Source organism: Mesorhizobium sp. M0991, assembly GCF_040318915.1.
GTDB lineage: Bacteria > Pseudomonadota > Alphaproteobacteria > Rhizobiales > Rhizobiaceae > Mesorhizobium.
On record NZ_JAMYNE010000009.1, the window covers coordinates 62,853 to 83,794 of the forward strand.

21 protein-coding genes and 1 pseudogene are annotated in these 20,942 nt (G+C 62.8%); 4 read left to right on the top strand and 18 right to left on the bottom strand.

The genetic code is table 11. The features are described from left to right. Window positions 1-12: 12 nt before the first annotated feature. The 6 genes from ilvN to NKH70_RS15450 form a co-directional block, all read right to left on the bottom strand. Window positions 13-585, bottom strand: a complete 573-nt coding sequence (ilvN, locus tag NKH70_RS15425) for an acetolactate synthase small subunit (RefSeq protein ID WP_023676680.1) — start codon at window positions 583-585, stop codon at window positions 13-15. A 66-nt stretch (window positions 586-651) separates the two neighbouring features. Then, a complete protein-coding gene (locus tag NKH70_RS15430) occupies window positions 652-2,433 on the bottom strand; it encodes an acetolactate synthase 3 large subunit (protein ID WP_352718966.1) in 1,782 nt (593 codons plus the stop codon). A gap of 292 nt (window positions 2,434-2,725) precedes the next feature. Continuing rightward, a complete protein-coding gene (locus NKH70_RS15435) occupies window positions 2,726-3,886 on the bottom strand; it encodes a PcfJ domain-containing protein (RefSeq protein ID WP_352978572.1) in 1,161 nt (386 codons plus the stop codon). 219 nt (window positions 3,887-4,105) lie between these two features. Next, window positions 4,106-4,633 carry a GNAT family N-acetyltransferase gene (locus tag NKH70_RS15440; protein ID WP_352718968.1) on the bottom strand — a complete coding sequence of 176 codons (528 nt, stop codon included), beginning with the start codon at window positions 4,631-4,633 and terminating at the stop codon, window positions 4,106-4,108. A 54-nt stretch (window positions 4,634-4,687) separates the two neighbouring features. Next, window positions 4,688-4,999, bottom strand: coding sequence for a hypothetical protein (locus tag NKH70_RS15445; protein ID WP_352718969.1), 312 nt, complete (start codon window positions 4,997-4,999; stop codon window positions 4,688-4,690). A gap of 1 nt (window position 5,000) precedes the next feature. Next, window positions 5,001-5,567, bottom strand: a complete 567-nt coding sequence (locus tag NKH70_RS15450) for a helix-turn-helix domain-containing protein (protein ID WP_352718970.1) — start codon at window positions 5,565-5,567, stop codon at window positions 5,001-5,003. A gap of 151 nt (window positions 5,568-5,718) precedes the next feature. Here NKH70_RS15450 and NKH70_RS15455 point away from each other — a divergent pair, with 151 nt between their 5' ends. Continuing rightward, window positions 5,719-7,548, top strand: a complete 1,830-nt coding sequence (locus NKH70_RS15455) for an ATP-binding protein (RefSeq protein WP_352978570.1) — start codon at window positions 5,719-5,721, stop codon at window positions 7,546-7,548. Between the two features lie 44 nt (window positions 7,549-7,592). On the opposite strand, the gene NKH70_RS15460 is transcribed toward NKH70_RS15455, so the two are convergent. The 3 genes from NKH70_RS15460 to miaA all read right to left on the bottom strand — a co-directional run bounded on the left by NKH70_RS15460 (window position 7,593) and on the right by miaA (window position 9,976). Further along, window positions 7,593-7,979, bottom strand: a complete 387-nt coding sequence (locus NKH70_RS15460) for an ester cyclase (protein WP_352912809.1) — start codon at window positions 7,977-7,979, stop codon at window positions 7,593-7,595. Between the two features lie 129 nt (window positions 7,980-8,108). Beyond that, a complete protein-coding gene (locus NKH70_RS15465; protein ID WP_352912808.1) occupies window positions 8,109-8,903 on the bottom strand; it encodes a GGDEF domain-containing protein in 795 nt (264 codons plus the stop codon). 104 nt (window positions 8,904-9,007) lie between these two features. Continuing rightward, on the bottom strand, window positions 9,008-9,976 hold the full coding sequence (miaA, locus tag NKH70_RS15470; protein WP_352978669.1) for a tRNA (adenosine(37)-N6)-dimethylallyltransferase MiaA: 969 nt from the start codon (window positions 9,974-9,976) through the stop codon (window positions 9,008-9,010). Here miaA and serB point away from each other — a divergent pair. Further along, window positions 9,966-10,853 (top strand): phosphoserine phosphatase SerB, encoded by an 888-nt coding sequence (gene serB, locus NKH70_RS15475; protein ID WP_352912807.1) that lies wholly within the window; start codon window positions 9,966-9,968, stop codon window positions 10,851-10,853. The two genes, miaA and serB, sit on opposite strands and share 11 nt — an antisense overlap. After that, a pseudogene (locus NKH70_RS15480) lies at window positions 10,850-11,410 on the top strand (GNAT family N-acetyltransferase); the annotation flags it as partial. The gene serB and the pseudogene NKH70_RS15480, both read left to right, overlap by 4 nt. A gap of 58 nt (window positions 11,411-11,468) precedes the next feature. Here NKH70_RS15480 and NKH70_RS15485 read toward each other — a convergent pair. The 5 genes from NKH70_RS15485 to NKH70_RS15505 form a co-directional block, all read right to left on the bottom strand. Beyond that, window positions 11,469-12,986 (bottom strand): DegQ family serine endoprotease, encoded by a 1,518-nt coding sequence (locus NKH70_RS15485; RefSeq protein WP_352912806.1) that lies wholly within the window; start codon window positions 12,984-12,986, stop codon window positions 11,469-11,471. 143 nt (window positions 12,987-13,129) lie between these two features. Then, a complete protein-coding gene (hflC, locus tag NKH70_RS15490) occupies window positions 13,130-14,089 on the bottom strand; it encodes a protease modulator HflC (protein ID WP_352718976.1) in 960 nt (319 codons plus the stop codon). After that, a complete protein-coding gene (hflK, locus tag NKH70_RS15495) occupies window positions 14,089-15,183 on the bottom strand; it encodes an FtsH protease activity modulator HflK (protein ID WP_292664363.1) in 1,095 nt (364 codons plus the stop codon). The genes hflC and hflK overlap by 1 nt, the downstream gene beginning before the upstream one ends. A 160-nt stretch (window positions 15,184-15,343) precedes the next feature. Further along, window positions 15,344-15,862, bottom strand: a complete 519-nt coding sequence (locus NKH70_RS15500; RefSeq protein WP_352978568.1) for a dihydrofolate reductase — start codon at window positions 15,860-15,862, stop codon at window positions 15,344-15,346. Continuing rightward, entirely contained in the window at window positions 15,862-16,872 is a 1,011-nt protein-coding gene (locus tag NKH70_RS15505; protein WP_353025593.1) for a DUF4424 domain-containing protein, read from the bottom strand. The genes NKH70_RS15500 and NKH70_RS15505 overlap by 1 nt, the downstream gene beginning before the upstream one ends. A gap of 141 nt (window positions 16,873-17,013) precedes the next feature. Here NKH70_RS15505 and cobF point away from each other — a divergent pair, with 141 nt between their 5' ends. Further along, complete coding sequence (gene cobF, locus NKH70_RS15510) at window positions 17,014-17,787, top strand: precorrin-6A synthase (deacetylating) (RefSeq protein ID WP_352912803.1); 774 nt, start codon at window positions 17,014-17,016, stop codon at window positions 17,785-17,787. Between the two features lie 33 nt (window positions 17,788-17,820). Here the strand turns inward: cobF and NKH70_RS15515 are convergent, their stop codons facing one another. From NKH70_RS15515 to modA, 4 genes are all read right to left on the bottom strand, one after another. Then, window positions 17,821-18,162, bottom strand: a complete 342-nt coding sequence (locus NKH70_RS15515) for a winged helix-turn-helix domain-containing protein (protein WP_352466929.1) — start codon at window positions 18,160-18,162, stop codon at window positions 17,821-17,823. A gap of 81 nt (window positions 18,163-18,243) precedes the next feature. Continuing rightward, entirely contained in the window at window positions 18,244-19,356 is a 1,113-nt protein-coding gene (gene modC, locus NKH70_RS15520; protein ID WP_352466930.1) for a molybdenum ABC transporter ATP-binding protein, read from the bottom strand. Beyond that, window positions 19,353-20,057 (bottom strand): molybdate ABC transporter permease subunit, encoded by a 705-nt coding sequence (gene modB / locus NKH70_RS15525; protein WP_352466931.1) that lies wholly within the window; start codon window positions 20,055-20,057, stop codon window positions 19,353-19,355. The genes modC and modB overlap by 4 nt, the downstream gene beginning before the upstream one ends. 15 nt (window positions 20,058-20,072) lie before the next feature. Further along, window positions 20,073-20,864, bottom strand: coding sequence for a molybdate ABC transporter substrate-binding protein (gene modA / locus NKH70_RS15530; RefSeq protein WP_352912802.1), 792 nt, complete (start codon window positions 20,862-20,864; stop codon window positions 20,073-20,075). Window positions 20,865-20,942: the final 78 nt, after the last annotated feature.

Consider the following 20,942-nt stretch of genomic DNA (forward strand, 5'->3'; position numbering starts at 1 on the left):
GGATACTGGAAGCTACATCCCTTGCGGGCCGCGGTTCATCGCCGCCACTCCGGTACGGCAGATTTCAACTAGCCCGAGCGGTTTCATGATGGCGATGAACTGATCGAGCTTGGAGCCCTTGCCGGTGATCTCGAAGATGAAATGCTCGGTGTTGGCATCGATGACGCTGGCGCGGAATGCATCGGCGAGCCGGAGCGCCTCGACGCGGGCTTCGCCGGTGCCGGCGACCTTGACCAGCGCGAGTTCCCGCTCCAATGGCCGCTCCTGTCCGAATTCCTGCGACCGCACGGTGAGATCGACGACGCGGTGCACCGGCACGATGCGCTCGAGCTGGTGCTTGATCTGCTCCAGCACATGCGGGGTGCCGCGTGTCACGATGGTGATGCGCGACAGGTGCTTTTCGTGCTCGGTTTCCGAGACCGTCAGGCTCTCGATGTTGTAGCCACGTCCGGAAAACAGGCCGATGACCCGGGCAAGCACGCCCGGCTCGTTGTCGACCAGGACCGAAAGCGTGTGGTTCTCTGGTTTTTCCGTCTCCTTGGCGATGAAATAGGCGGAGCCGGTCGGTTGCAACTGTGCGTTCATGACATGAATCTCGATTTCAATCTTTTGCGCTAATCTGCTGTTTTCGCACAGCTTCCTTGAACCAGGCTACACCAGTTCCCTGCCCTTGGCGTCGATAGCGTTGGCCACAGCTTCGTCCGTCGCCTCGTCAGGCAACAGCATCTCGTTATGCGCCTTGCCGGACGGGATCATCGGGAAGCAGTTGGCGAGCGTCGCCACGCGGCAGTCGAACAGGACGGGCTTCTTGACCCCGATCATCTCCTTGATGGCGTCATCGAGCTCGTCCGGTTTGTCGCAGCGAATGCCGTGGCCGCCATAGGCTTCGGCGAGCTTGACGAAATCCGGCATCGCCTCGGTGTAGGAGTGCGACAGCCGGTTGCCGTGCAGCAGCTGCTGCCACTGCCGCACCATGCCCATATACTGGTTGTTGAGGATGAAGATCTTGATCGGCGCCTCGTGCTGCACCGCCGCGCTCATCTCCTGCATCGTCATCTGCACCGAAGCGTCGCCGGCGATATCGATGACCAGCGCATCCGGGTGCGCGATCTGCACGCCGAGTGCCGCCGGCAGGCCGTAGCCCATCGTGCCCAGCCCACCAGAGGTCATCCAGCGGTTCGGCTTCTCGAAGTGGTAGTGCTGCGCCGCCCACATCTGATGCTGGCCGACCTCGGTGGTGATGTAGGTGTCGAGGTCCTTGGTCAGCGCATAGAGCCGCTGGACGGCATATTGAGGCATGATCACCTCGTGGTTCATCTTGTAGGCGAGCGAATCGCGGGCGCGCCATTTGGCAATCTGCTCCCACCATGGGTGAAGCGCCTTCTTGTCGGCCTTGGCGGTTGCCCGCCACAGCCGCACCAGATCCTCCAGCACACGCCCGACATCGCCGATGATCGGCACGTCGGTGTGGACGTTCTTGTTGATCGACGATGGGTCGATGTCGATGTGGATCTTCTTCGAATTCGGCGAAAACGCTGTCAGCCGCCCGGTGATGCGGTCGTCGAAGCGCGCGCCGATGCAGAGCATGACGTCACAATCGTGCATCGCCATGTTCGCTTCATAGGTGCCGTGCATGCCGAGCATGCCCATCCAGTTCTTGCCCGACGCGGGATAGGCGCCAAGGCCCATCAGCGTCGAGGTGATCGGAAAGCCGGTGAGGTCGACCAGCTCGCGCAGCAGATGGCTCGCCTCCGGGCCGGAATTGATGACGCCGCCGCCCGAATAGATGATCGGCTTCCTGGCGCCGGCCATCAGCTCGACCGCCGCCTTGATCTTTTCCAGATCGCCCTGGACCTTCGGTTGGTAGCTGGTGCGCGGCGCCGTCTGCGGCGGGACATAGATGCCCTTGGCGAACTGCACGTCCTTCGGGATGTCGACGACGACCGGACCGGGGCGCCCTGTGGTTGCCACATGGAAGGCCTCGTGGATCGTTGCCGCGAGCTCGTTGACGTCCTTCACCAGCCAGTTGTGCTTGGTGCAGGGCCGCGTGATGCCGACCGTGTCGCACTCCTGGAACGCATCCGAGCCGATCAGCGAAGTCGGCACCTGGCCGGTCAGGCAGACCAGCGGGATCGAATCCATCAGCGCGTCCTGCAATGGCGTCACCGCATTGGTGGCGCCCGGCCCTGAGGTCACCAGCATGACGCCGGCCTTGCCGGTCGAGCGCGCATAGCCTTCCGCCGCATGGCCGGCGCCCTGCTCGTGGCGGACGAGGATGTGCTCGACCTCGTCCTGCTGGAAGATTTCATCGTAGATTGGCAGAACCGCGCCGCCCGGATAGCCGAAAACATGCTTGACGCCATTGTCCTTCAGCGCCTGCACCACCATTTCGGCGCCTGTCATTTCGCGCCGCTCATTCTGTCCACTGCTCATCGGTCTGGTCCCGTACTGTTCGCCATCGGGCGATTGCTGGTCGTTTAGTCGTGTTTCGGGCAATAAAAAAGGCCCCCGAGGGAGCCTGTGTCTTGCGCATGGGAGGTCATCGCCTGGCGGTTACACCGCCTTGCCCACGCGCTTTCCTACGAGAATGAGTGCCTTTTTCATGGTCGCGGACAATAGAATTGGTTTGACGCCGCTGTCAACGGCGAATGTGCACTTGGCCTGACGTCGGCACATCCGCCCATTGTGCACCCGCGCGGCCTTTCCGCCGCGCGGGTCTTCCGTTTCAGGCCCAGAGCACCACACCCCTCGCCTTGGCCCAGCGCTCGATGATCTTGCGCTCTTCGAGCGAGGCGAGACGATTGCCGAAACCGCGCACCTGCACCGCACGGTTTTGCGGGTCGAGTTCGATCGTCAGCAACCGCTCGATCTTGCCGAGCGCCGAGCGCCGCAGCACCCAGATCGAGGCATTGCCGGCGATGCATTTGGCCGCGTATATCGAGACGCAATGATGCATCGCCCGACTCTCGGCGACCAGATCCTCGGCCGTCTTCAACTGACGGACGAAGAAGCGCTCGCCATGCGCCTTTGCCTCCTTGGTCGACGGCTGCCAGTCCCAGTCGTCGAGGCGCGAGCCGTGCCAGGCGCGACCCTGCGACTGCGTCCCGGCAGTACGCGTGGCCCGCCCGGCAGCGCGGCGGCGCATTGCCTCGATGCGTTCGATCACGGCAATGTCGCGATGCCAGTCCAACATCTGCCGACGCAGCGAGGCGAGCGTGCGACCCTTCACGCTGTACGCCGCATAGCGCTGGTGCACGGCGCTGATATAGTCGCATAGATCGTCGATCTCCTCCTTCGACGCGGGCTGCCCGCAGAAGAACCGTGTCACCTCGCGCCAGAAGGCCAGATCGTTACGTGGCGTGCGCGCGATTTTCGACTTGGCAAGTCGGGCCGCCAACCCGGAATCATCCGTGTAGGACCGGGCGATTGCCACCCAAAATGCCTCGTCGAACGTGAAATCGCCGGGCAAGTTCAAGAAGCAATGCACCTCCTTGCGAGACAGCCACGCACAGGCGCCCGCCTTGTAAAGCGAGTCACCACGCGCCACTGCGATATACCAAGCCTTGCGAAGCGCAATCTCGCCGGCATTCAACCCCGAGCTGTCCAGCCAGATCCCCTCGAGCGCGGCTGTAACCGGGTAGCGCGCATAGAGATGACGCGCCGCGGCCAGCCGCAGCCGCGCGGGGTCGCGCGTCTTCAGCTTTGGACGCCACAGCGCGCCGTCGCGGATCGCCATGCCGGCAAAGCCCCGACGTGCCTCGTCGAGCGCCCGCTCGAAATCCGGAGCGGGACGCGGGACGGGAAAAACCCGCCGCAGCGTTACGGCATATGCTTCAATGCGTTCGCGCTCGGCGTCCTGCCTGCGCTGGATCATGGACTTTGCCATGGCCGTTCATCCTGATTGGAACCCTGTCAGCCGCACGCAATTCCAGCGTCGGCACGGAATGTGTCGATCTGGATCGCCGGGTCATTGACAGGTCTCCTTTCAGGACGACGGATCAGAATGGGCGGCTTCTCTAAGCTCGCCGCCAATTTGACGCAAGAGCTATTCTTTCCACGCCCGCGATGGTTTGACGGGTGTTGCAAAGGTGCATCGTTGTCGCCATCACGGTGTCCGGCCGATGCGTTTCCAGTAGATGAGGGTGCCTGTCAGCCCGCCATGCGGCTTCAGCGCATAATCCGGTATTTCGCCGGCCAGCGTGAAGCCGAGCTTTTCATAGAGGCCGGAAGCCCCCTCCTCTTTTGCAGTATCCAGGACCAACAGCGTGCGGCCTTTCTCCACGGCAACAGCTTCCGCCGCCTCCATCATGCGGGTTGCGATGCCCTTGCCGCGATAATCGAGGCGGGTCATCAGCTTGGCGATCTCGGCCCGGTGCGGCTGGTTGGGAGGGCAGTCGAGCAGCAAGGTGACGGTGCCGACCAGAGCCTCGCGGTTCCAGGCAGCCAGCACCACCCTTTCGCCTCTGGCGGCCGCCTGAAGCGACTTGTTCCAGAAGGCTGCGGCTATCTCCGTCGCCAGCGGGTGCATGAAGCTGACCGAGCCGCCGGCGGCAACCGTCCCGATCAGCAAATCGACCAGCATTTTTTGCGTTCCGTCAGTATTGCTGATCAGGTTGATTTCTACTGAATCCATTTGGTCTCCTCTGTCGCAACGACGGTGAATCGAGCGGCAGCATGATCTGCACCGTCAGTCGAAATGACTGAATCGCTTCCGCTTCCTGGCCCGGCGGATTTCCGCGATACGCTCGGCGTCTTCCTCTTGCAGATGTCGCCCGCGTTCCAGCAGTTCGAGCGTGTATTCCTCATAGGTCAGGCCCAGCCGCTCGGCTTTGTCCAGCCGCATCAGCATGATCTCGCGGCTCGGCACTTTCCATGCCTGGGCATGGGCGGTCCGCCAGGCAAGAAAGACATAGGGGTCGCCCTTGCCCCAGGGCGGACCGTCATAGTCGTCGAGCGGCGGACCACCATTGTCGGAGCGTTTCGGACGGCGCGCCTTCACCTCAGCTCCTGGCCAACGCAACCAGATAGTCGGCGGCGTCCGGCCCCGGAGCGTGAAAGACGCAATCGGATGGCGCGCCGAGCGCCAGGCAGTCGCCGGGTTCGAGCCTGTGAACGATGTCGCCCTCGGTGAATTCCAGCCGCCCGGAGATCAGCCATATCTGTTGCCTGATGAAGGCATAGGACGCCGCCGGGAAACTTACCTTGGCGCCCGCCGGCAACTGGATCCGGATCAGTTCGAGCGGCATGTCGGAGACCGGCGAAAGGTGCCGCCGCACATAGCCCGTAGCCGGATCGCGCCAGACCGGCTGGTCACGTTCGCGAAGCAGGCCACCGCCTTGCAATTCCGCCCTTGCTATCAAAGTGGAAAGCGTCATGCCGAAGGCGGCCGCAATGCGTACAAGAAGTGCCGCCGTCGGGCTCGTCATGCCGCGCTCTATCGTGCTCAGCATGGCTTTCGAGACATCGGACCGCTCCGCCAATTCAGCCAGGGACCAGCTGCGAGCCACCCTTTCGGCATGTATTCTTCTGCCGATGGTCGAGGAAATATCGTTCGCTATATCATCCATTAATCCAATATATCGAAATTTTTCTACGGAGCAACGGCCGTTTCGTCCAGTTTTCGCAAACTCCTTAATGTCCGCTAAACCATCCGGCCTCATCCCACCTTAACCCCGTTCGCCTAGGCTCATCGCTTGGGAAAAGGGGATCGGCCTGTCCATGCTCGTTGAACGCGAAGCCTCCATTGGAGAACCGACTTTGCTGGAGCGCCGCAGGGCGGAGCAGAACGACAAGCGGATTCTAGGCAATGTCGTGCAATGCGACGGCGCGCGCGCCACCATCAGCGCCTATGCCGACGATATCGAAGGCACGGTCACCGGCCTGTGGAGCGTCGGCAAGATGATCTCGATCAATCTCGGCACATCACGAACCGTCGGCCTGGTCTACGAAATCGGCAAGTTGGATCGTGCCTGGAGCAGCGAGGGCCAGAATCCGATCGAGGTCAGCATCGAATTGATCGGCGAGGTGCGCGATGGTGCCGAACCCGGCGCGAAGCCGGTCTTCGACCGTGGCATCACGACCTATCCGCATATCGGCGCCATTGCCCATCGTATCCGCAGCCGCGATCTGCAGGCCGTCTACGATCTCGCCGGTCGTGATTCGATCACCATCGGCACGCTGTCGCAGGACGAGGCCATCGACGCCAATATCGCCATCGACGATACGCTGGCGCGGCATTTCGCCATTGTCGGCACCACCGGGGTCGGCAAATCGACCGCCGTGTCGCTGCTCTTGCGCAAGTCGATCGTCGCCCGGCCCGACCTGCGCGTGCTCATCCTCGATCCACACAACGAGTTCGCCGCGTCGTTGCCTGAATATTGCGTCAGGGTCGATTCGACGACGCTCGACCTGCCCTTCTGGATGTTCAAGCTCGAGGAATTTGCCGAGGTGCTGTTTCGCGGCCGCGAGACGGTCCCGGAAGAGGTCGACGCCTTGCGCGATCTCATTCCCGCGGCCAAGAACCTCTACCGCAATCCGAACTCCGGCAGCTATCTACGGCGCAGCACCGACGCGCTGACCGCCGACGCGCCGGTGCCCTATCGCATTGCCGACCTCATCAAGCTGGTCGACGAGCGCATGGGATTGCTGGAAAGCAAGAACGATCGCCCCACCCTCAGGTCACTGAAGACACGTATCGAATCGGCGGCATCCGATCCGCGCTACCGTTTCATGTTCAACTCGCGCCTGATCGAGGACACCATCCACGAGACGATCGGCAACATCTTCCGCGTGCCGCATCACGGCCGCCCTGTGACCTGCTTCGAAATGGCCGGCATGCCGTCCGAGGTGGTCAATTCCGTATGCTCGGTGCTGGCGCGGCTGGCCTTCGACCTGGCATTGTGGAGCGAAGGCCGCCTGCGGCTGCTCTTCCTGTGCGAAGAAGCGCATCGCTATATGCCGGCCGATCCGCGCCTCGGTTTCGCGCCGACGCGGCACGCGCTGTCGCGCATCGCCAAGGAAGGCCGCAAATATGGCTGCTATCTCGGCGTCGTCACCCAGCGCCCGGGCGAGCTCGACCCGACCATCCTGTCGCAGTGCTCGACGTTCTTTGCCATGCGGCTCGCCAACGAGCAGGACCAGGCGATCATCCGGTCGGCGATCGCCGATTCCTCGGCTTCGACGCTGGCGTTCCTGTCTTCCATGGGCCAGCGCGAGGCCATCGCCTTCGGGGAAGGCGTGGCGACGACGATGCGGATGAAGTTTGAAAAGCTCTCCGAGGATTTGATCCCCGGCACGGCCAAGCGCGAGGACGCCTTGCCGTCCGAAACCGGCGACGAGGTCGACCTCGTGGCGATCGTCGAACGGCTGCGCAACGTGCCGAAATCACAACAGGCAATGCCGTTCGCGGAAGTCGTCGATTCGGGCCGGCAGGCCGGCGATTCGGACTATCGCAAACCGCCAGCCGCACGCACCCAGCGGAGCGACGATTTCGACCTACGCTACGGCCTCAAGCCGGCGACCTTCGGGCTACGTCCGCAAAACGAATGAGTCGGGCGACTGTTAGGCAGACCTCATCGGTGCGGCCGCAGATATCAAAGCTGAGCTTCGATGGCTGCCTTGTCTATGACTGACCACACCTGGCGAATTTTCTCTCTCTGAAACTCATAGAATACGTTCTCGGCAAACGAAATTCTCTTCCCGCTTACATCGAGCCCAAGGAACGTTCCCCTTGGCGCGCAGTCGAAGCTTAGCCGGCTCGCTATATAAGGCGGATCGGCAACCAATAGCTGAATGTCGAAGTAAAGGTCCGGAATTTCGTCGAAGTCTCTCACCAACATTTCGAGATAGCCGGACAATCCGAGCTTGCGACCGTTGTGGGTCACTTCATCATGAACAAACCGCCCCAGATTTGGCCAATCCTGCTTGTTCAGGCATGCAATATAGCCCCGGTAAAGATCGGAGAGATCGGATATAGTCACGGAACACCTCTATTCCCGGCAAGCCCCGCAAAGGCAGCATCTCAGCTTGACTGGGTGACATCGGTCTGCGTGCACCGGAAACGCAGAAAACGATACCAGACGGCCAGCATCGAATTCAATGACGGGATTTCAGGCGCAGACGCGGTTGCGCCCTTGCCTCTTTGCCTCATAGAGCTGGCGGTCAGCGCGGCGATAGAACTCCTCGGCGGTTTCCTTGCGGTCCCAGACGGCAAGCCCGACGCTGGTGGTGATCTTCAGTCGGACATTGCCTGTCAGCACCGACATGTTGGCGATCGCCTTGCGGATGCGCTCGGCGAATTTGGATAGCAGCTCGGCGTCCATATTGGGCGTGACCACCGCGAACTCCTCGCCGCCCAGGCGCGCCACCACGTCGTGATAGCGTGTCATGTCCTTGAGACAGTTGGCGACGGCCCGCAACACCTCGTCGCCGACATCGTGGCCGTGGCTGTCGTTGACCTGTTTGAAATGGTCGAGGTCGAGGATCATCAGCCCGACTGGTTTCTCGATGCGGCGGAACTCTTCGAGATATTCCTTCAGCGCATCGTCGAAGTAGCGCCGGTTCTGCATGCCGGTGAGGCTGTCGGTGAGCGCCGCATGCTCCAGCGTCTCCGAGCGCGCGCTGAGCGAAACAGTCATGGCGCGCAGCTTGCCTTCTTCCGTCGCCTGCTTTCGGATCAGCGGATAAATGAAGAAAATGCCGAAGAACAGCGCGGTCGCCAGCAGCACGCCGGTCGCAAACAGCAGCTTGTTGAGATAGACGATTTCATCGAGTTCCGAAGGCGTATTGCGAATGTCGGCGGCCAGGGTTTGCAGGAGCCCATAGGCGTAAAGCGTCACCAGGCCGGCGGCCAGGATCACAAAAATAAAGACGAAAAAGGCTGATTCCGCCTTGTGGAAACGCATCTGCTCCCCGTTGGAAAGTTCCCATCGATTTTATGGCATGCGGGAGCTTACGGACAGTTAACCTGGACAACTTCAACGCGAAATGTCCCCTCGGTGTCGGCTTTTCAGGTTGCGCTCGAAGGAGGGGGTGAGAGCATCGAGTCGATCCCCTCACCAGGACGCAATCTCTGCCATTCCGGGCCCAATTGGTGCCTGAACCAGGTAGCCTGCCGTTTGGCATATTGCCGCGTCGCGATTTTCGCGCGCTCGATAGCCTCGGGAAAACTGATGGCGCCGGCCAGCGCGGCCTGAAGCTCGCGAACACCAATTGCTTTCATCGCCGGCAGGTCGGGATCGAGGCCGAGCGCTGAAAGCTGTTTCACCTCGTCCAGTGCCCCCTTGTCCAGCATGCGATCGAAGCGGGCATCGATTCGCTCTACCAGTGCCGCTCGCTCCGGCTCGATGACGAAAAAGCGCGCGCTGCTCCTGTCGATCAACGGCCGGCCACGCGCGCCCTGCCAGTCCAGGATGGAACGGCCCGACGCGTCGAGCACCTCCAGCGCCCGCACGATGCGCTGGCCATCCGTCGACCTCAGCATCATGCCGGCCGCAGAATCCTCGCGCAACAGGATGCGGTGCAATCTCACCGCGCCCTGTTCCTGGAGCTCGTAGCGCCAGCGATCACGGATCGATTTCGGAATGTCGGGCATCTCCGAGATACCTTCCGTGAGCGCCCGGAAATAAAGCCCGGTACCTCCAACGAAAATCACCTGCCGCTCCGAAAGCGTGCCGTCGTCGATCAGCTTCGTGACATCACGCAACCAGGCGCCCGTGGAATAGGCGGTGGACGGATCGACGTGTCCATAAAGACAGTGGGGGACGCGGGCGAGTTCGGCAGGACCAGGCCGCGCCGTCAGCACGTCGAGCACCGAATAGCCTTGCATGGAATCGGTGTTGACAATGACACCGCCATTGCGCTCGGCGAGGTCGAGTGCGAGCGTCGACTTGCCGCTGGCGGTCGGCCCGGCTATCAGGATCGCGTTCTTCACGCGCCCTTCGCCCGCCTGTCCGCTGGAATTTTCGATGCCGCTGATCGCCACGCTTCTATCCCATCCCGCCGGCCAAGCATTGACGCCGACGCTAGCGAATATGGCCTCGCGGGCGGTCGGCGCAAGCGCTGTTCGCTGGCTGGCCGAAGGCATCGCCTGCGAGCTCGATTTGCCGGAGACCGCCGAAGCTTCCGAAATGACGGCGCGCCTGCATGCCGCACTTGCTTCCGAACCGATCGACGTGGCCGTCCAGCGAGCTGAGAACAGGCGCAAGAAGATCCTGATCGCCGACATGGATTCGACGATGATCGACCAGGAATGCATCGACGAGCTTGCCGACGAGATCGGCGTCAAGGATCGCGTCGCCGCCATCACCGCGCGATCGATGAACGGCGAGATCGCATTCGAGCCGGCCTTGCGCGAGCGCGTGGCGCTGCTCAAGGGTCTTGATGCCGCAATCATCGACCGCATCATCGACAATCGCCTGACGCTGGCCTCCGGCGGCCGCACGCTCGTCCAGACAATGGCGGCCAGCGGCGCCTGGACAGCGCTGATCTCCGGTGGTTTCGACATCTTCACCACCCGCGTCGCAGCATTGCTCGGCTTTCACGAAAATCGCGCCAACCGCCTGATCGAGCAGGATCGCCGCTTCACCGGCTTGGTCGCCGAGCCAATCCTCGGCCGCGCCGCCAAGGCCGAAGCCCTTATCGAGATTTCCGCCCGCCTCCGCCTGACGCCTGCCGATGCCATTGCCGTCGGTGACGGCGCCAACGATCTCGACATGATCCGTCTTGCCGGCATCGGCGTCGCCTTGCACGCCAAGCCGGCCGTGGCGGCTGAGGCAAAGATCCGCATCGACCACGGCGACCTCACCGCCTTGCTTTATCTGCAGGGTTATCGCTGGGAAGAATTTGTCGAATGACGCCGATCCGCACCGAGCGCCTGATCCTGCGCAACTGGGAAGATCGTGACCGCGAGCTCTTCCATCGCATCAATTCCGACGAGCGCGTCATGGAATTCTTTCCGTTTCGCCGCGACCGCGCCCAGGCTGACGCTAAGATGGGGGAGTTGCGCGCGGCTATCGATCGCACCGACTTCGGCTTCGCGGCCGCTGAGATCGCAGCCACAGGTGAATGCATCGGCTTCGTCGGCATAACCGGAACCGATCATTTGCCATTCCTGCCGCCCGGCACGATCGAGATTGGCTGGCGGTTGGCACCAGAATTCTGGGGCCGCGGCTATGTCACCGAAGCAGCCGAAGCCTGGCTCACCTATGGCTTTGAAAGACTTGGCCTCGACGAAATCGTGTCCTTCGCAGTCAAGGATAACAGCCGGTCCACTGCCGTCATGGAGCGCCTGCGCATGACCGCCGACCCGGCCTCCGATTTCGACCATCCCGGCGTTCCGGACAGCCACACCGCACTCAGGCGACATGTCTTCTACAGGCTGTCACGCACGGACTGGCAAGCAAGAAAAAGGCGGCCCGCTAGCCGCCCTTTTTCTTTTCAAGATCAGAGTGTTGCAGGCTCTTCTGGACTCAATCCATCCGGATTGTCACAAACCTCAGCTCGCCGGTCTTCGACGCCAGCATCAAAAGCGCGTTCTTGCGCCCTTGCTCCTTCAGCGCGCCGATCCGATCCATGACGTCCTTGGGCGTCGCGACCGATTCCTGCGCGATCTCGGTGATCACCTCGCCCGGCTGGATGCCGCGTTCGGCCGCTGCCGAATCCTTTGAGACGTCGGTCACGACGACGCCGGAGATGTCGGCGGCGATGCCGAATTTCGTGCGCGTCTCGTCGTTGAGCTCGCCGATCGTCATGCCGAGCACGGCAGCCGTCGAAACCGCAGGCGCCTTGTCGGCATCGTCCTGGTCGGTGTTGCCGTTTTCACCACCGCTGGCAAGCTTCTCGCCGTCCTCGAGCCGGCCGAGCGTCACCTTGACGGTCTGCTCGACCCCTTTGCGCACGATGATCACGTCGACCGCCTTGCCGACCGGGCTCTCCGCCACGACGCGTGGCAGGTCGCGCATCTCATGGATGTCCTTGCCGTCGAACTTGATGATCACGTCGCCGGCCTGGATTGTGCCGTTGTCGACCGGCCCGCCCTTGATGACGCCGGCAACCAGCGCGCCCTTGGCGGTCGCCATGCCCAGGCTTTCGGCAATGTCGTCGGTCACCGGCTGGATGCGCACACCGAGCCAGCCGCGCCGCGTCTCGCCGAACTGGCGAAGCTGGTCGACGACGCCCGAGGCAAGCTGCGACGGGATCGAGAAGCCGATGCCGATCGAGCCGCCCGACGGCGAGATGATTGCCGTGTTGATGCCGATGACCTCGCCGCTGCTGTTGAACAGCGGTCCACCGGAATTGCCGCGGTTGATCGCGGCATCGGTCTGGATGAAGTCGTCATACGGGCCGGAATTGATGTCGCGATTGCGCGCCGAGACGATGCCGACCGTCACCGTGCCGCCGAGACCGAACGGATTGCCGATCGCCATCACCCAGTCGCCGACACGCATCGTATTGGAATCGCCGAACTTCACCGCTGTCAGCTTGTGCCCTTTCGGATCGACCTTCAGCACCGCGACGTCGGTCTTGGTATCGGTGCCGACCAGCGTCGCCTTGAGCGTCACCCCGTCGGAGAAATTCACCTCGATGTCGTCGGCATCGGCTATGACGTGGTTGTTGGTCACCACGATGCCCTGCTCGGCGTCGACCACAAAGCCGGAGCCCAGCGACTGCACCTTTTGTCCGCCGCCGCCCTTGTCGCCGCCACGGTTCTTGAAGAAATCGTCGAAGAAGTCCTGGAAGGGTGAGCCTTCTGGAAGCTGCGGCATCGGCACCGCGCCCGGCCCCTCAGTGCCCTTCACCGTCTGCGAAGTCGAGATGTTGACCACCGCGCCGAGCAGCCCGGCGGCGAGATCGGCAACCGAGGGCGGCCCGTCGGCTGCCACTGTCGGCGTCACGAAAGACGGAACGGCAACGGCGCCGACCAGAAGCGCAGCGGCCCCGGCAATGAACGTCCGCCTCGCTGCACGCAGAAGGGTGGTGGATGTCATCGAAAGGCCTCCGGGTGTTCTAAAAAAGCGCTTCGGCAAAAACGCCGCGTCGCGTCATGTTGGCAAGAAATAAGGCACGTTTGCGGCTACGGCTACCGCCAGAGGATAAATCCTCCGTTACGCCGGCTTCCCCTGCACCGGCCCTACTGGCCGGTGCCCGGCTGTGCCGCTGGCGCGGCGGGAGCGGCCGGCGCTGGCGGTGGTGCCGGTGCCGCAGGCGTTTCCTTGCTGTCCGGGTCGCGGAAGAAGCGGAAGAACTCGGAATTCGGCGACAGCACCATCGTCGTTCCGGTGCTGTTCAGCGCAGTGCCATAGGCATTCATCGACCGATAGAAATCGAAGAAGGCCGGATCGCGCTGATAGGCCGCGGCAAACGTGGCACTGCGCTGGGCTTCACCTTCACCGCGCAGGATTTCAGACTCTTTTTGCGCTTCCGCGACGATTTCCACCACTTCGCGGTCGGCGCGAGCCCTGATCCGCTGCGCTGCCTCATTGCCTCGCGCCCTCAGCCGCTCGGCTTCGGCGAGACGTTCGGCCTTCATGCGGTCGAAGGTCTGCTGCGAGACTTCGGCCGTGAGATCGGTGCGGCGGATGCGGACATCCTCGATCTGCAGGCCAAGCGAGGTGGCATCGGGCCTCAGCTGATCGCGCACCTCGCGCATCATTACGGCGCGCTCTTCCGAAAGTGCCGCTTCGAAGTCGCGCAGGCCGTAGACGCGGCGCAAGGCGGCGTCGAGACGCGTCCTAAGCCGGGCCTCGGCCAGTTCGATCTGGCCGGAGACCGCGGCGCGGAATACGCGCGGATCCGAGATACGATAGGCGATAAAGGCATCGACCTCATAGAACTTGCCGCCCGAAACCTGGACACGGATATTGTCGAGGTCGAAGCGCAGGACCCTGTTTTCGATCAGCTGCACGGTGTCGGCATCGAAGAAGGAGAATGGAGCCTTGAAATAGATGCCCGGCTGGTTCTTGACGTCGACGATTTCGCCGAACCTGAGCACCAGCGCCTGCTGGCGCGCATTGACGACGAAGACCGACGAATAGAGCAGGAACAGGATGACCGCGGCGATGACCGCAATGACGGGAAGACGGTTGGCCATCACTGGTTTCCTCCGGTGGCCGGTGCCGGCGCCTTCTGCTGCAATGCCGGCAGCGGCAGGTAGGGAACGACCCCTTGCCCGTTGCCTTGCTCGACAATGACCTTGCTCGAATCCTTCAGCACCCTCTCCATCGTTTCCAGGTAAAGCCGCTTGCGCGTCACTTCCGGCGCCTTGGCATATTCGTCATAGACCGAGATGAAGCGCTGCGCCTCGCCTTCGGCCTCCTGCACGACCCGGTTCTTGTAGGCGGCCGCGTCTTCGCGGATCTGCGCGGCCGCGCCGCGCGCCTGGCCGAGCTTCTGGTTGGAATACTGATTGGCCTGCTCGACGAACTTGTCCTCGTCCTGTTCGGCGCGCTGCACCTCGTCGAACGCGTCTGCCACCTCGCGCGGCGGCGCGGCGTCCTCGATCGAAATGGCATTGACGTTGAGGCCGGCCTTGTAGCCGTCCAGCGTCGTCTGGATGATCTCACGCACCGACGCCGCAATGCCTTGCCGGTCGTCGCGGAAAATGTCCTGCGCCGGGCGCCGGCCGACCGCTTCACGCATCGCGCTTTCGGCGACCTGCTGCAGCATGCCGCCCGGGTCGGACACGTCGAACAGATAGGCCTTCGGGTCGGAAACCTGATAGGCCACAGAGAATTGCACGTTGACGATGTTCTGATCGCCGGAAAGCATCAGACCATTGCCGCTGGTGCTGCCGCCACCGATGCTGACAAGCTGCTCGGCGATGTTGGCGGTCTCGACCGTTTCAATAGGCCACCAATGGAAATGCAGGCCAGGCTGCGAGAGTTCCGCCTTCGGCTTGCCGAACCTGAGCTCCACCGCAACTTCGTCGGGCTGCACGGTGTAGACCGCCTTGAACGCCCATAGCACCACCAGCGCCGCAGCAATCAGCCCGAACACGGCCGGGCTCGCGCCACCGCCGCCCGGCAGCGCGCGCCGCAACCTATCCTGCCCGCGCCGGATGATATCCTCGAGATCGGGAGGCGAGCCCTGCGGGCCGCTGGGTCCCTTGGGTCCCTGTCCCCAAGGTCCCTGATTGTTGCCGCCGCCCCACGGGCCGCCGCCGCCGCTCTTGTCGTTCCAGGGCATGAATGTCCTTTCGCTTGGAATTCCCTCAAGCGCCGGCTCGCCGGCGCAAAATCCAATATTATTCTTCTATAGGTATGCAACGGCACGCTTTCAACGCGATCGGCTGCCGTCACAGTCCGCCTTTGGGTCCATTTAGACCTGTCGCGACGCTTTGTCGTCTTCAATTCACGTCGCGGCGCCGCTCGTAAACCGAATAGCGTGTCGCATGGCTGTCCTTTTGGCCAGCCTCCACCTCCTGCGAGCGGACGATCCGCCACAGCGCCGGGTCGATCGGCGGGAAATGGGCGTCGCCGTCGACCGCGGCCAGCACATGGGTGACGTGCAGCCGATCGGCCAACGGCAGCGCCTGAGCGTAGATCTCGCCGCCGCCGATGACGCAGATCTCGTCCGCGCCGGCCATGCAGCGCCCGCGCACCGTCGCCAGCGCGATCGCGTCCTCGATCGAGTGCGCGACTTCGCCGCCCTCGGCGCGCCAGGCCCTGTCCCGCGTCACCACGATGTTGAGCCTGCCCGGCAATGGCCGGCCGATGCCTTCATAGGTCTTGCGGCCCATGATGATGGGCTTGCCCATTGTATCGGCCTTGAACCGCTTGAGATCGGTGGAAAGCCGCCACGGCAACCCACCCTCGCGCCCGATCACGCCATTCTCGGCGATGGCTACATAAATCGCGAGGTCCATCAGCCGCCGTTCCCGCCATCGGATGGCTCCAGCAGCAATATGTCGATGTCGTGCTCGGGGTAGAAGTTCTGCGCCTTCATCTCGAACGTCGTCGGTCCGACCTTCCTGACGTTTTCGCCGCAAAACGAGACCAGGTTCTTCGGATCGCCCTTGTCGACGGTCAGCTTGAACGTGCCGATGTTTCCCGACGCCCAGTTGCCGCCCGTGGTCAGGATATAGGCGATGCGGTTCTCGAAATATTTGGGGTAGCCGTCGGGATCGTCCTTGGCTGCCTTGCGCACGGCGTTCTCGAACGTGCCATCCATGCAGTAGCGGGTCTTGTAGGCGGCATACTGGCCCTGGAACTGGCCGTCATAGAAGAAGCTGACCGAGGAGGTGCCGCCGACGCTCGGCTTGTAGCGATGCGAGACATGGACAGCCTTGTTGGCCGGAAAGGTCGAGCGCCACCAATAGGTTGAGCGCAATTGCCAAAACGGCGTGTAGACGGTCTTCATGCCCGAACCGTCGTCGGCGGTGTCCTCGATGATGATGCCGCGATTGACCCAGTCGTCGGCGACCGCTTGCGGCAGCTTTGCCAGCGCGGCCTTGGCCGCATCGCCGAACGGATAGAACGGCACGCCCTGCGCCTTCAGGTCAGCACCGATATCGATGCCGAGTGCGAACACCTTCTGCTCGAGCTGCGGCTTTGCCGGCACCCCGTCGATCGTCACTTCGAAGCCAAGGAAATTGTCGCTCTGCGCCTCCGGAATTGCCGGTATTTCTTCGGGGTCGCCTTCGATGTCGGGCATCGGAAAGGCGACGATCGCATCGACATCCTTGTCGGTGTTGTTGCGGAAGACGTAATCGAACGCCACCTTTTCCGGCGAGATGTAGAGATCCTCGCTTTCCATCGCCACCGCATCGCTGCGCGACAAGATCAGCCCACCGGTGCCGAGCTCGGCGACCGAATCATTGGCGAGTGCGGGCGTAGCCGAGAGCGCCAGCGCTGCGGTCAGGACGTAACGGAACATGGAAACTCCCCCGGCGAGAATGCCAACATGACTCTAGCCGTTCAATGTGGCGTTTCAAAGCCTTTCGGCAAACGCGCCAGCGCCTGCCGGCATGTCATGTCGGTCTAGACACGCCGATCCCGATCGGGCAGGAGTTCGCCCATGCGCAAGCTTCTTGTCATCGGCATCGGCGCCGGCAATCCGGAGCACATGACGGTCCAGGCCATTAACGGCCTCAATCGGGCCGACGTGCTGTTCATTCCCGACAAGGGCGCCAAGAAGAACGATCTCGCCGAATTGCGCCGCCAGATCTGCGACCACTTCGTCATTAATCCGAACTCGCGCCGTGTCGAATTCGAGGTGCCGGTGCGCGCCGAGCCGGCGCCTTCCTACCGCTCGACCGTCGGCGACTGGCACGAGGCGATCGCCGCGATCTACGAAGGCCTTATCCGCGGCGAACTCCCCGAAGATGGTTGCGGCGCCTTCCTGATCTGGGGCGATCCTTCGCTCTACGACAGCGCGCTGCGCATCCTCGAGCGCGTGCGCCTCAGAGGCAATGTCGCATTCGAGCTGGAGGTCATTCCCGGCATCACCGCCATCCAGGCACTCGCAGCCAGCCACAAAATGGCATTGAACCGCATCGGCGACGCCATTTTGATTACCACCGGCCGCCGGCTCGCCGAGGAAGGTCTGCCCGAAAACGTCGGCAGCACCATCGTCATGCTGGACGGAAAATGCGCCTTCAACACGCTGGACGACAAGGACGTCACCGTCCACTGGGGCGCCTATCTCGGGACGCCCGACGAGATCGTCATCTCGGGCCGGATTGGCGACGTCGGCGACAAGATCGTGAGCACTCGTGAGGAGGCCCGTCGGAAAAAAGGCTGGATCATGGACACCTATCTGCTGCGCAAGCCGGGCGAGCCTGAGGAGTAGCAGGGATCGAGCGCGGCATGAATTCCGCCGAGTTCACGCAGCGTCGATCTCGGCCTGCAGCGCCTCCATATGTGCCGCCGCTGCTGAAGAAGCAGCCCGCTCGATGGCGCGGAAGCGGCTGACCACCGCAAGCCCGACCGACGTCAACTGGGCGCCACCGCCTTTCTTGCCGCCCGTCTGTGCCGCAACCAGCGGCTTGCCGAACACACGGTTCATGTCCTCGACCAGATCCCAGGCGTGCTTGTAAGACATCTCCATACCGCGCGCCGCGGCCGAAATCGAACCGAAGGCGGCGATCTGTTCCAGAAGCTCGATCTTGCCCGGCCCGAGGCGGCCATCTGGATCGAGATTTATCCGCAAACTCAGCGACGGCATTTGCTCCTCCGCGGTGACGCTATTCTACAAGTTCTGCAGCGATACCGCTATTCTAAAACGATATAGCGAATCATCGGCCGTTCACCCATCCGCCTCGGCCGGCAAGCCGGCGCCGGTATTCGCCCGGTCGAAGCTGACCGTCTTGACCACCGCGAAAACCTTTCGACCAGGCCGAAGCCGCAGCGTCTGCCGCGACTGTTCGGTGATGCGGGCAAGCACGGTTGCGCCATTGCAGTCGAGGCCAATCTCGACCGTAGGCCCTTCGCCCGGCTCTATCGCCACAATCGTGCCCGGCAGTATGTTGAGCGCGCTGAGGCCAACCGGCTGCTCGGTGGCGATCATCACGTCGCGGGCACGGATGCGGACGCGCACCGGCGCACCGACCGGCGTTGCCAGAAGCGGCACCCGGATCTCGCCCGCCAATGAGCCTAGCACCGTCATGCCAAAGGCTTCGTCGTGGCGCAGAACCGCGGCATCCAGCACGGCACCGCCCTCGCCGCGCTCTTCGGCCGGCAATAGATCCAGACGCTGCATGATCGCTCCGGTTGGACCGGAAGCAGCGACCTTGCCCTGCATCAGCACCACGACGTCGCTCGCCAGCCGCGCCACTTCGGCGATCGAGTGGCTGACATAGACGATCGGAATTTTCGTCTCGTCGCGTAGCCGCTCGATATAAGGCAAGATCTCGGCCTTGCGCGCCTCGTCGAGCGACGCCAGCGGCTCGTCCATCAGCAGCAATTTCGGACTGGCAAGCAGCGCCCTGCCGATTGCCACGCGCTGCTTCTCGCCACCGGAGAGTTTTGCCGGCCGCCGGTCGAGCAAATGGCCGATCCCGAGCAGTTCGACCACGCCATTGATATCCGCGTAGCGCTCGGCAGCCGGCGTGAACCAACGGCCATAGCGGAGATTGCTCGCCACGCTCATATGCGGAAACAGCCGCGCATCCTGGAACACCATGCCGATCCGCCGTTTGTGCTTTGGCACAAACAGGCCGGCATCGCTATCGACCAGCACGCGGCCCTCGGCCGCGATGCGGCCTTTGTCGGGGCGGATCAGCCCGGCAATCAAATTGATAAGCGTCGTCTTTCCGGAGCCGGACGGCCCGAACAGCGCAGTCAGCCGCCCGGCACTCTCGAAGCGGGCATTGACGGCGAAATCGCCAAGCCGGTGGCTGATGTCGACCTGAACCGTCATTCGATGTCCATCCGCCGGCCGACGCGCCGCGCCAGCACTTCCGAGGCCACGAGTGCAGCCATCGAGATGACGATCGAGATCAGCGTCAGCCTGAGCGCGCCGGGGTCGCCGCCGGGAACCTGCGTGAAAGTGTAGATCGCCGACGGCAGCGTCTGCGTCTCGTTCGGGATATTGGAGACGAAGGTGATCGTCGCGCCGAATTCGCCCATCGCCTTGGCGAAGGAGAGGATCGCGCCGGCGATCAGGCCGGGCAGGATCAGCGGCAGCGTGATCGTGCCGAACACCCATAGCGGATTGGCGCCGAGCGTGCCGGCGGCCGCCTCGATTTTGCGGTCGACCGCTTCGATCGACAGCCGGATCGCCCGCACCATCAACGGAAAACCCATCACGCCGCAGGCGAGCGCGGCGCCCGTCCAGCGAAAGGAAAAAACGATGCCGAAATGCTCGGCCAGGAAGGCCCCGGCCGGACCACGCTTGCCGAAAGTCAGAAGCAATAAATAGCCGGTCACCACCGGCGGCATGATCAGCGGCAGATGCACCAGCCCGTTGAGCAGTGTCTTGCCCCAGAACTGGCCGCGGGCGAGCACAAGGGCGATCGCCACGCCTGGCGGCAGGCTGGCAATCATCGCCACGGTCGCCACCTTGATCGACAGCCGGACCGCATTCCATTCGTCGGGAGCGAGATCCAGCAGCCAGTTCATGTGCGGTGCCGTTCGTCAGTTGCTCGGCGCAAGCATGGTAAAACCTTGCGCCTTGAAGAGTTCGCCAGCCTTGGCGGATTGCAGGCATTTCAGGAACGCCGGGGTATCCTTGCCCTTCGAATCCGCAAGCTGGGCAACCGGATAGATGATCGGCGGATGTGTATTGTCGGGGAAAGTGCCGATCACCTTCACGCCGGGCTCCGCATGCGCATCCGTGGCATAGACGATGCCGAGTGCTGCCTCGCCGGTCGAAACCAGTTTTAGGGCGGCGCGCACATTCTCGGCCTGCGCCACCTTGCCTTCGACGGAAGACCAGACACCGAGCGATTCGAGGGCTGCCTTGCCGTATTTGCCGGCCGGCACCGCCTTGACATCGCCCATGGCAAGTTTGCCGTCACCGACCAGCCCGGCAAGATCGAACCCCTTTTCGATCCTGGTCTCGACCTTGGAATCCCGCGGCGCAATCAGCACGATCTGGTTGCCAAGCAATTTCACTTCGGTTTCGGGCTTGGTCAGCTTCCTCTCGGCAAGATACTTCATCCAGTCGAGATCGGCAGAGATGAACAGGTCTGCCGGCGCGCCGCTTTCAATCTGCTTGGCCAGCGCCGAGCTCGCCGCATAGGAAATGGTTGCCGCCTCGCCGACATCGGCCTCGCAGGCCTTGTTGACGGCATCGAGCCCGTCCTTCAGGCTCGCCGCAGCAAACACGACCACCTTGTCATCGGCATGGGCCGCCGGCACCGCGGCCATCAGCATGGCGGCGAGGCCCGCGATGGCAATCGTCGTCGAACCTTTGCGCGCCAGCATGAAACTCTCCTCGTCTCGGAACGCCCGCAGCCGTCCATCGATATATCCATGTGAACATAACAAGGAAAGGCTCTTTAC

What these genes read in the sequence shown, in the direction of transcription:
- ilvN (WP_023676680.1), bottom strand. Translation starts at nt 585, where the DNA reads ATGAACGCACAGTTGCAACCGACCGGCTCCGCCTATTTCATCGCCAAG.
- NKH70_RS15430 (WP_352718966.1), bottom strand. Translation starts at nt 2,433, where the DNA reads ATGAGCAGTGGACAGAATGAGCGGCGCGAAATGACAGGCGCCGAAATG.
- NKH70_RS15435 (WP_352978572.1), bottom strand. Translation starts at nt 3,886, where the DNA reads ATGGCAAAGTCCATGATCCAGCGCAGGCAGGACGCCGAGCGCGAACGC.
- NKH70_RS15440 (WP_352718968.1), bottom strand. Translation starts at nt 4,633, where the DNA reads ATGGATTCAGTAGAAATCAACCTGATCAGCAATACTGACGGAACGCAA.
- NKH70_RS15450 (WP_352718970.1), bottom strand. Translation starts at nt 5,567, where the DNA reads ATGGATGATATAGCGAACGATATTTCCTCGACCATCGGCAGAAGAATA.
- NKH70_RS15455 (WP_352978570.1), top strand. Translation starts at nt 5,719, where the DNA reads ATGCTCGTTGAACGCGAAGCCTCCATTGGAGAACCGACTTTGCTGGAG.
- NKH70_RS15465 (WP_352912808.1), bottom strand. Translation starts at nt 8,903, where the DNA reads ATGCGTTTCCACAAGGCGGAATCAGCCTTTTTCGTCTTTATTTTTGTG.
- serB (WP_352912807.1), top strand. Translation starts at nt 9,966, where the DNA reads ATGCCGCTGATCGCCACGCTTCTATCCCATCCCGCCGGCCAAGCATTG.
- NKH70_RS15485 (WP_352912806.1), bottom strand. Translation starts at nt 12,986, where the DNA reads ATGACATCCACCACCCTTCTGCGTGCAGCGAGGCGGACGTTCATTGCC.
- hflC (WP_352718976.1), bottom strand. Translation starts at nt 14,089, where the DNA reads ATGGCCAACCGTCTTCCCGTCATTGCGGTCATCGCCGCGGTCATCCTG.
- hflK (WP_292664363.1), bottom strand. Translation starts at nt 15,183, where the DNA reads ATGCCCTGGAACGACAAGAGCGGCGGCGGCGGCCCGTGGGGCGGCGGC.
- NKH70_RS15500 (WP_352978568.1), bottom strand. Translation starts at nt 15,862, where the DNA reads ATGGACCTCGCGATTTATGTAGCCATCGCCGAGAATGGCGTGATCGGG.
- NKH70_RS15505 (WP_353025593.1), bottom strand. Translation starts at nt 16,872, where the DNA reads ATGTTCCGTTACGTCCTGACCGCAGCGCTGGCGCTCTCGGCTACGCCC.
- cobF (WP_352912803.1), top strand. Translation starts at nt 17,014, where the DNA reads ATGCGCAAGCTTCTTGTCATCGGCATCGGCGCCGGCAATCCGGAGCAC.
- NKH70_RS15515 (WP_352466929.1), bottom strand. Translation starts at nt 18,162, where the DNA reads ATGCCGTCGCTGAGTTTGCGGATAAATCTCGATCCAGATGGCCGCCTC.
- modC (WP_352466930.1), bottom strand. Translation starts at nt 19,356, where the DNA reads ATGACGGTTCAGGTCGACATCAGCCACCGGCTTGGCGATTTCGCCGTC.
- modB (WP_352466931.1), bottom strand. Translation starts at nt 20,057, where the DNA reads ATGAACTGGCTGCTGGATCTCGCTCCCGACGAATGGAATGCGGTCCGG.
- modA (WP_352912802.1), bottom strand. Translation starts at nt 20,864, where the DNA reads ATGCTGGCGCGCAAAGGTTCGACGACGATTGCCATCGCGGGCCTCGCC.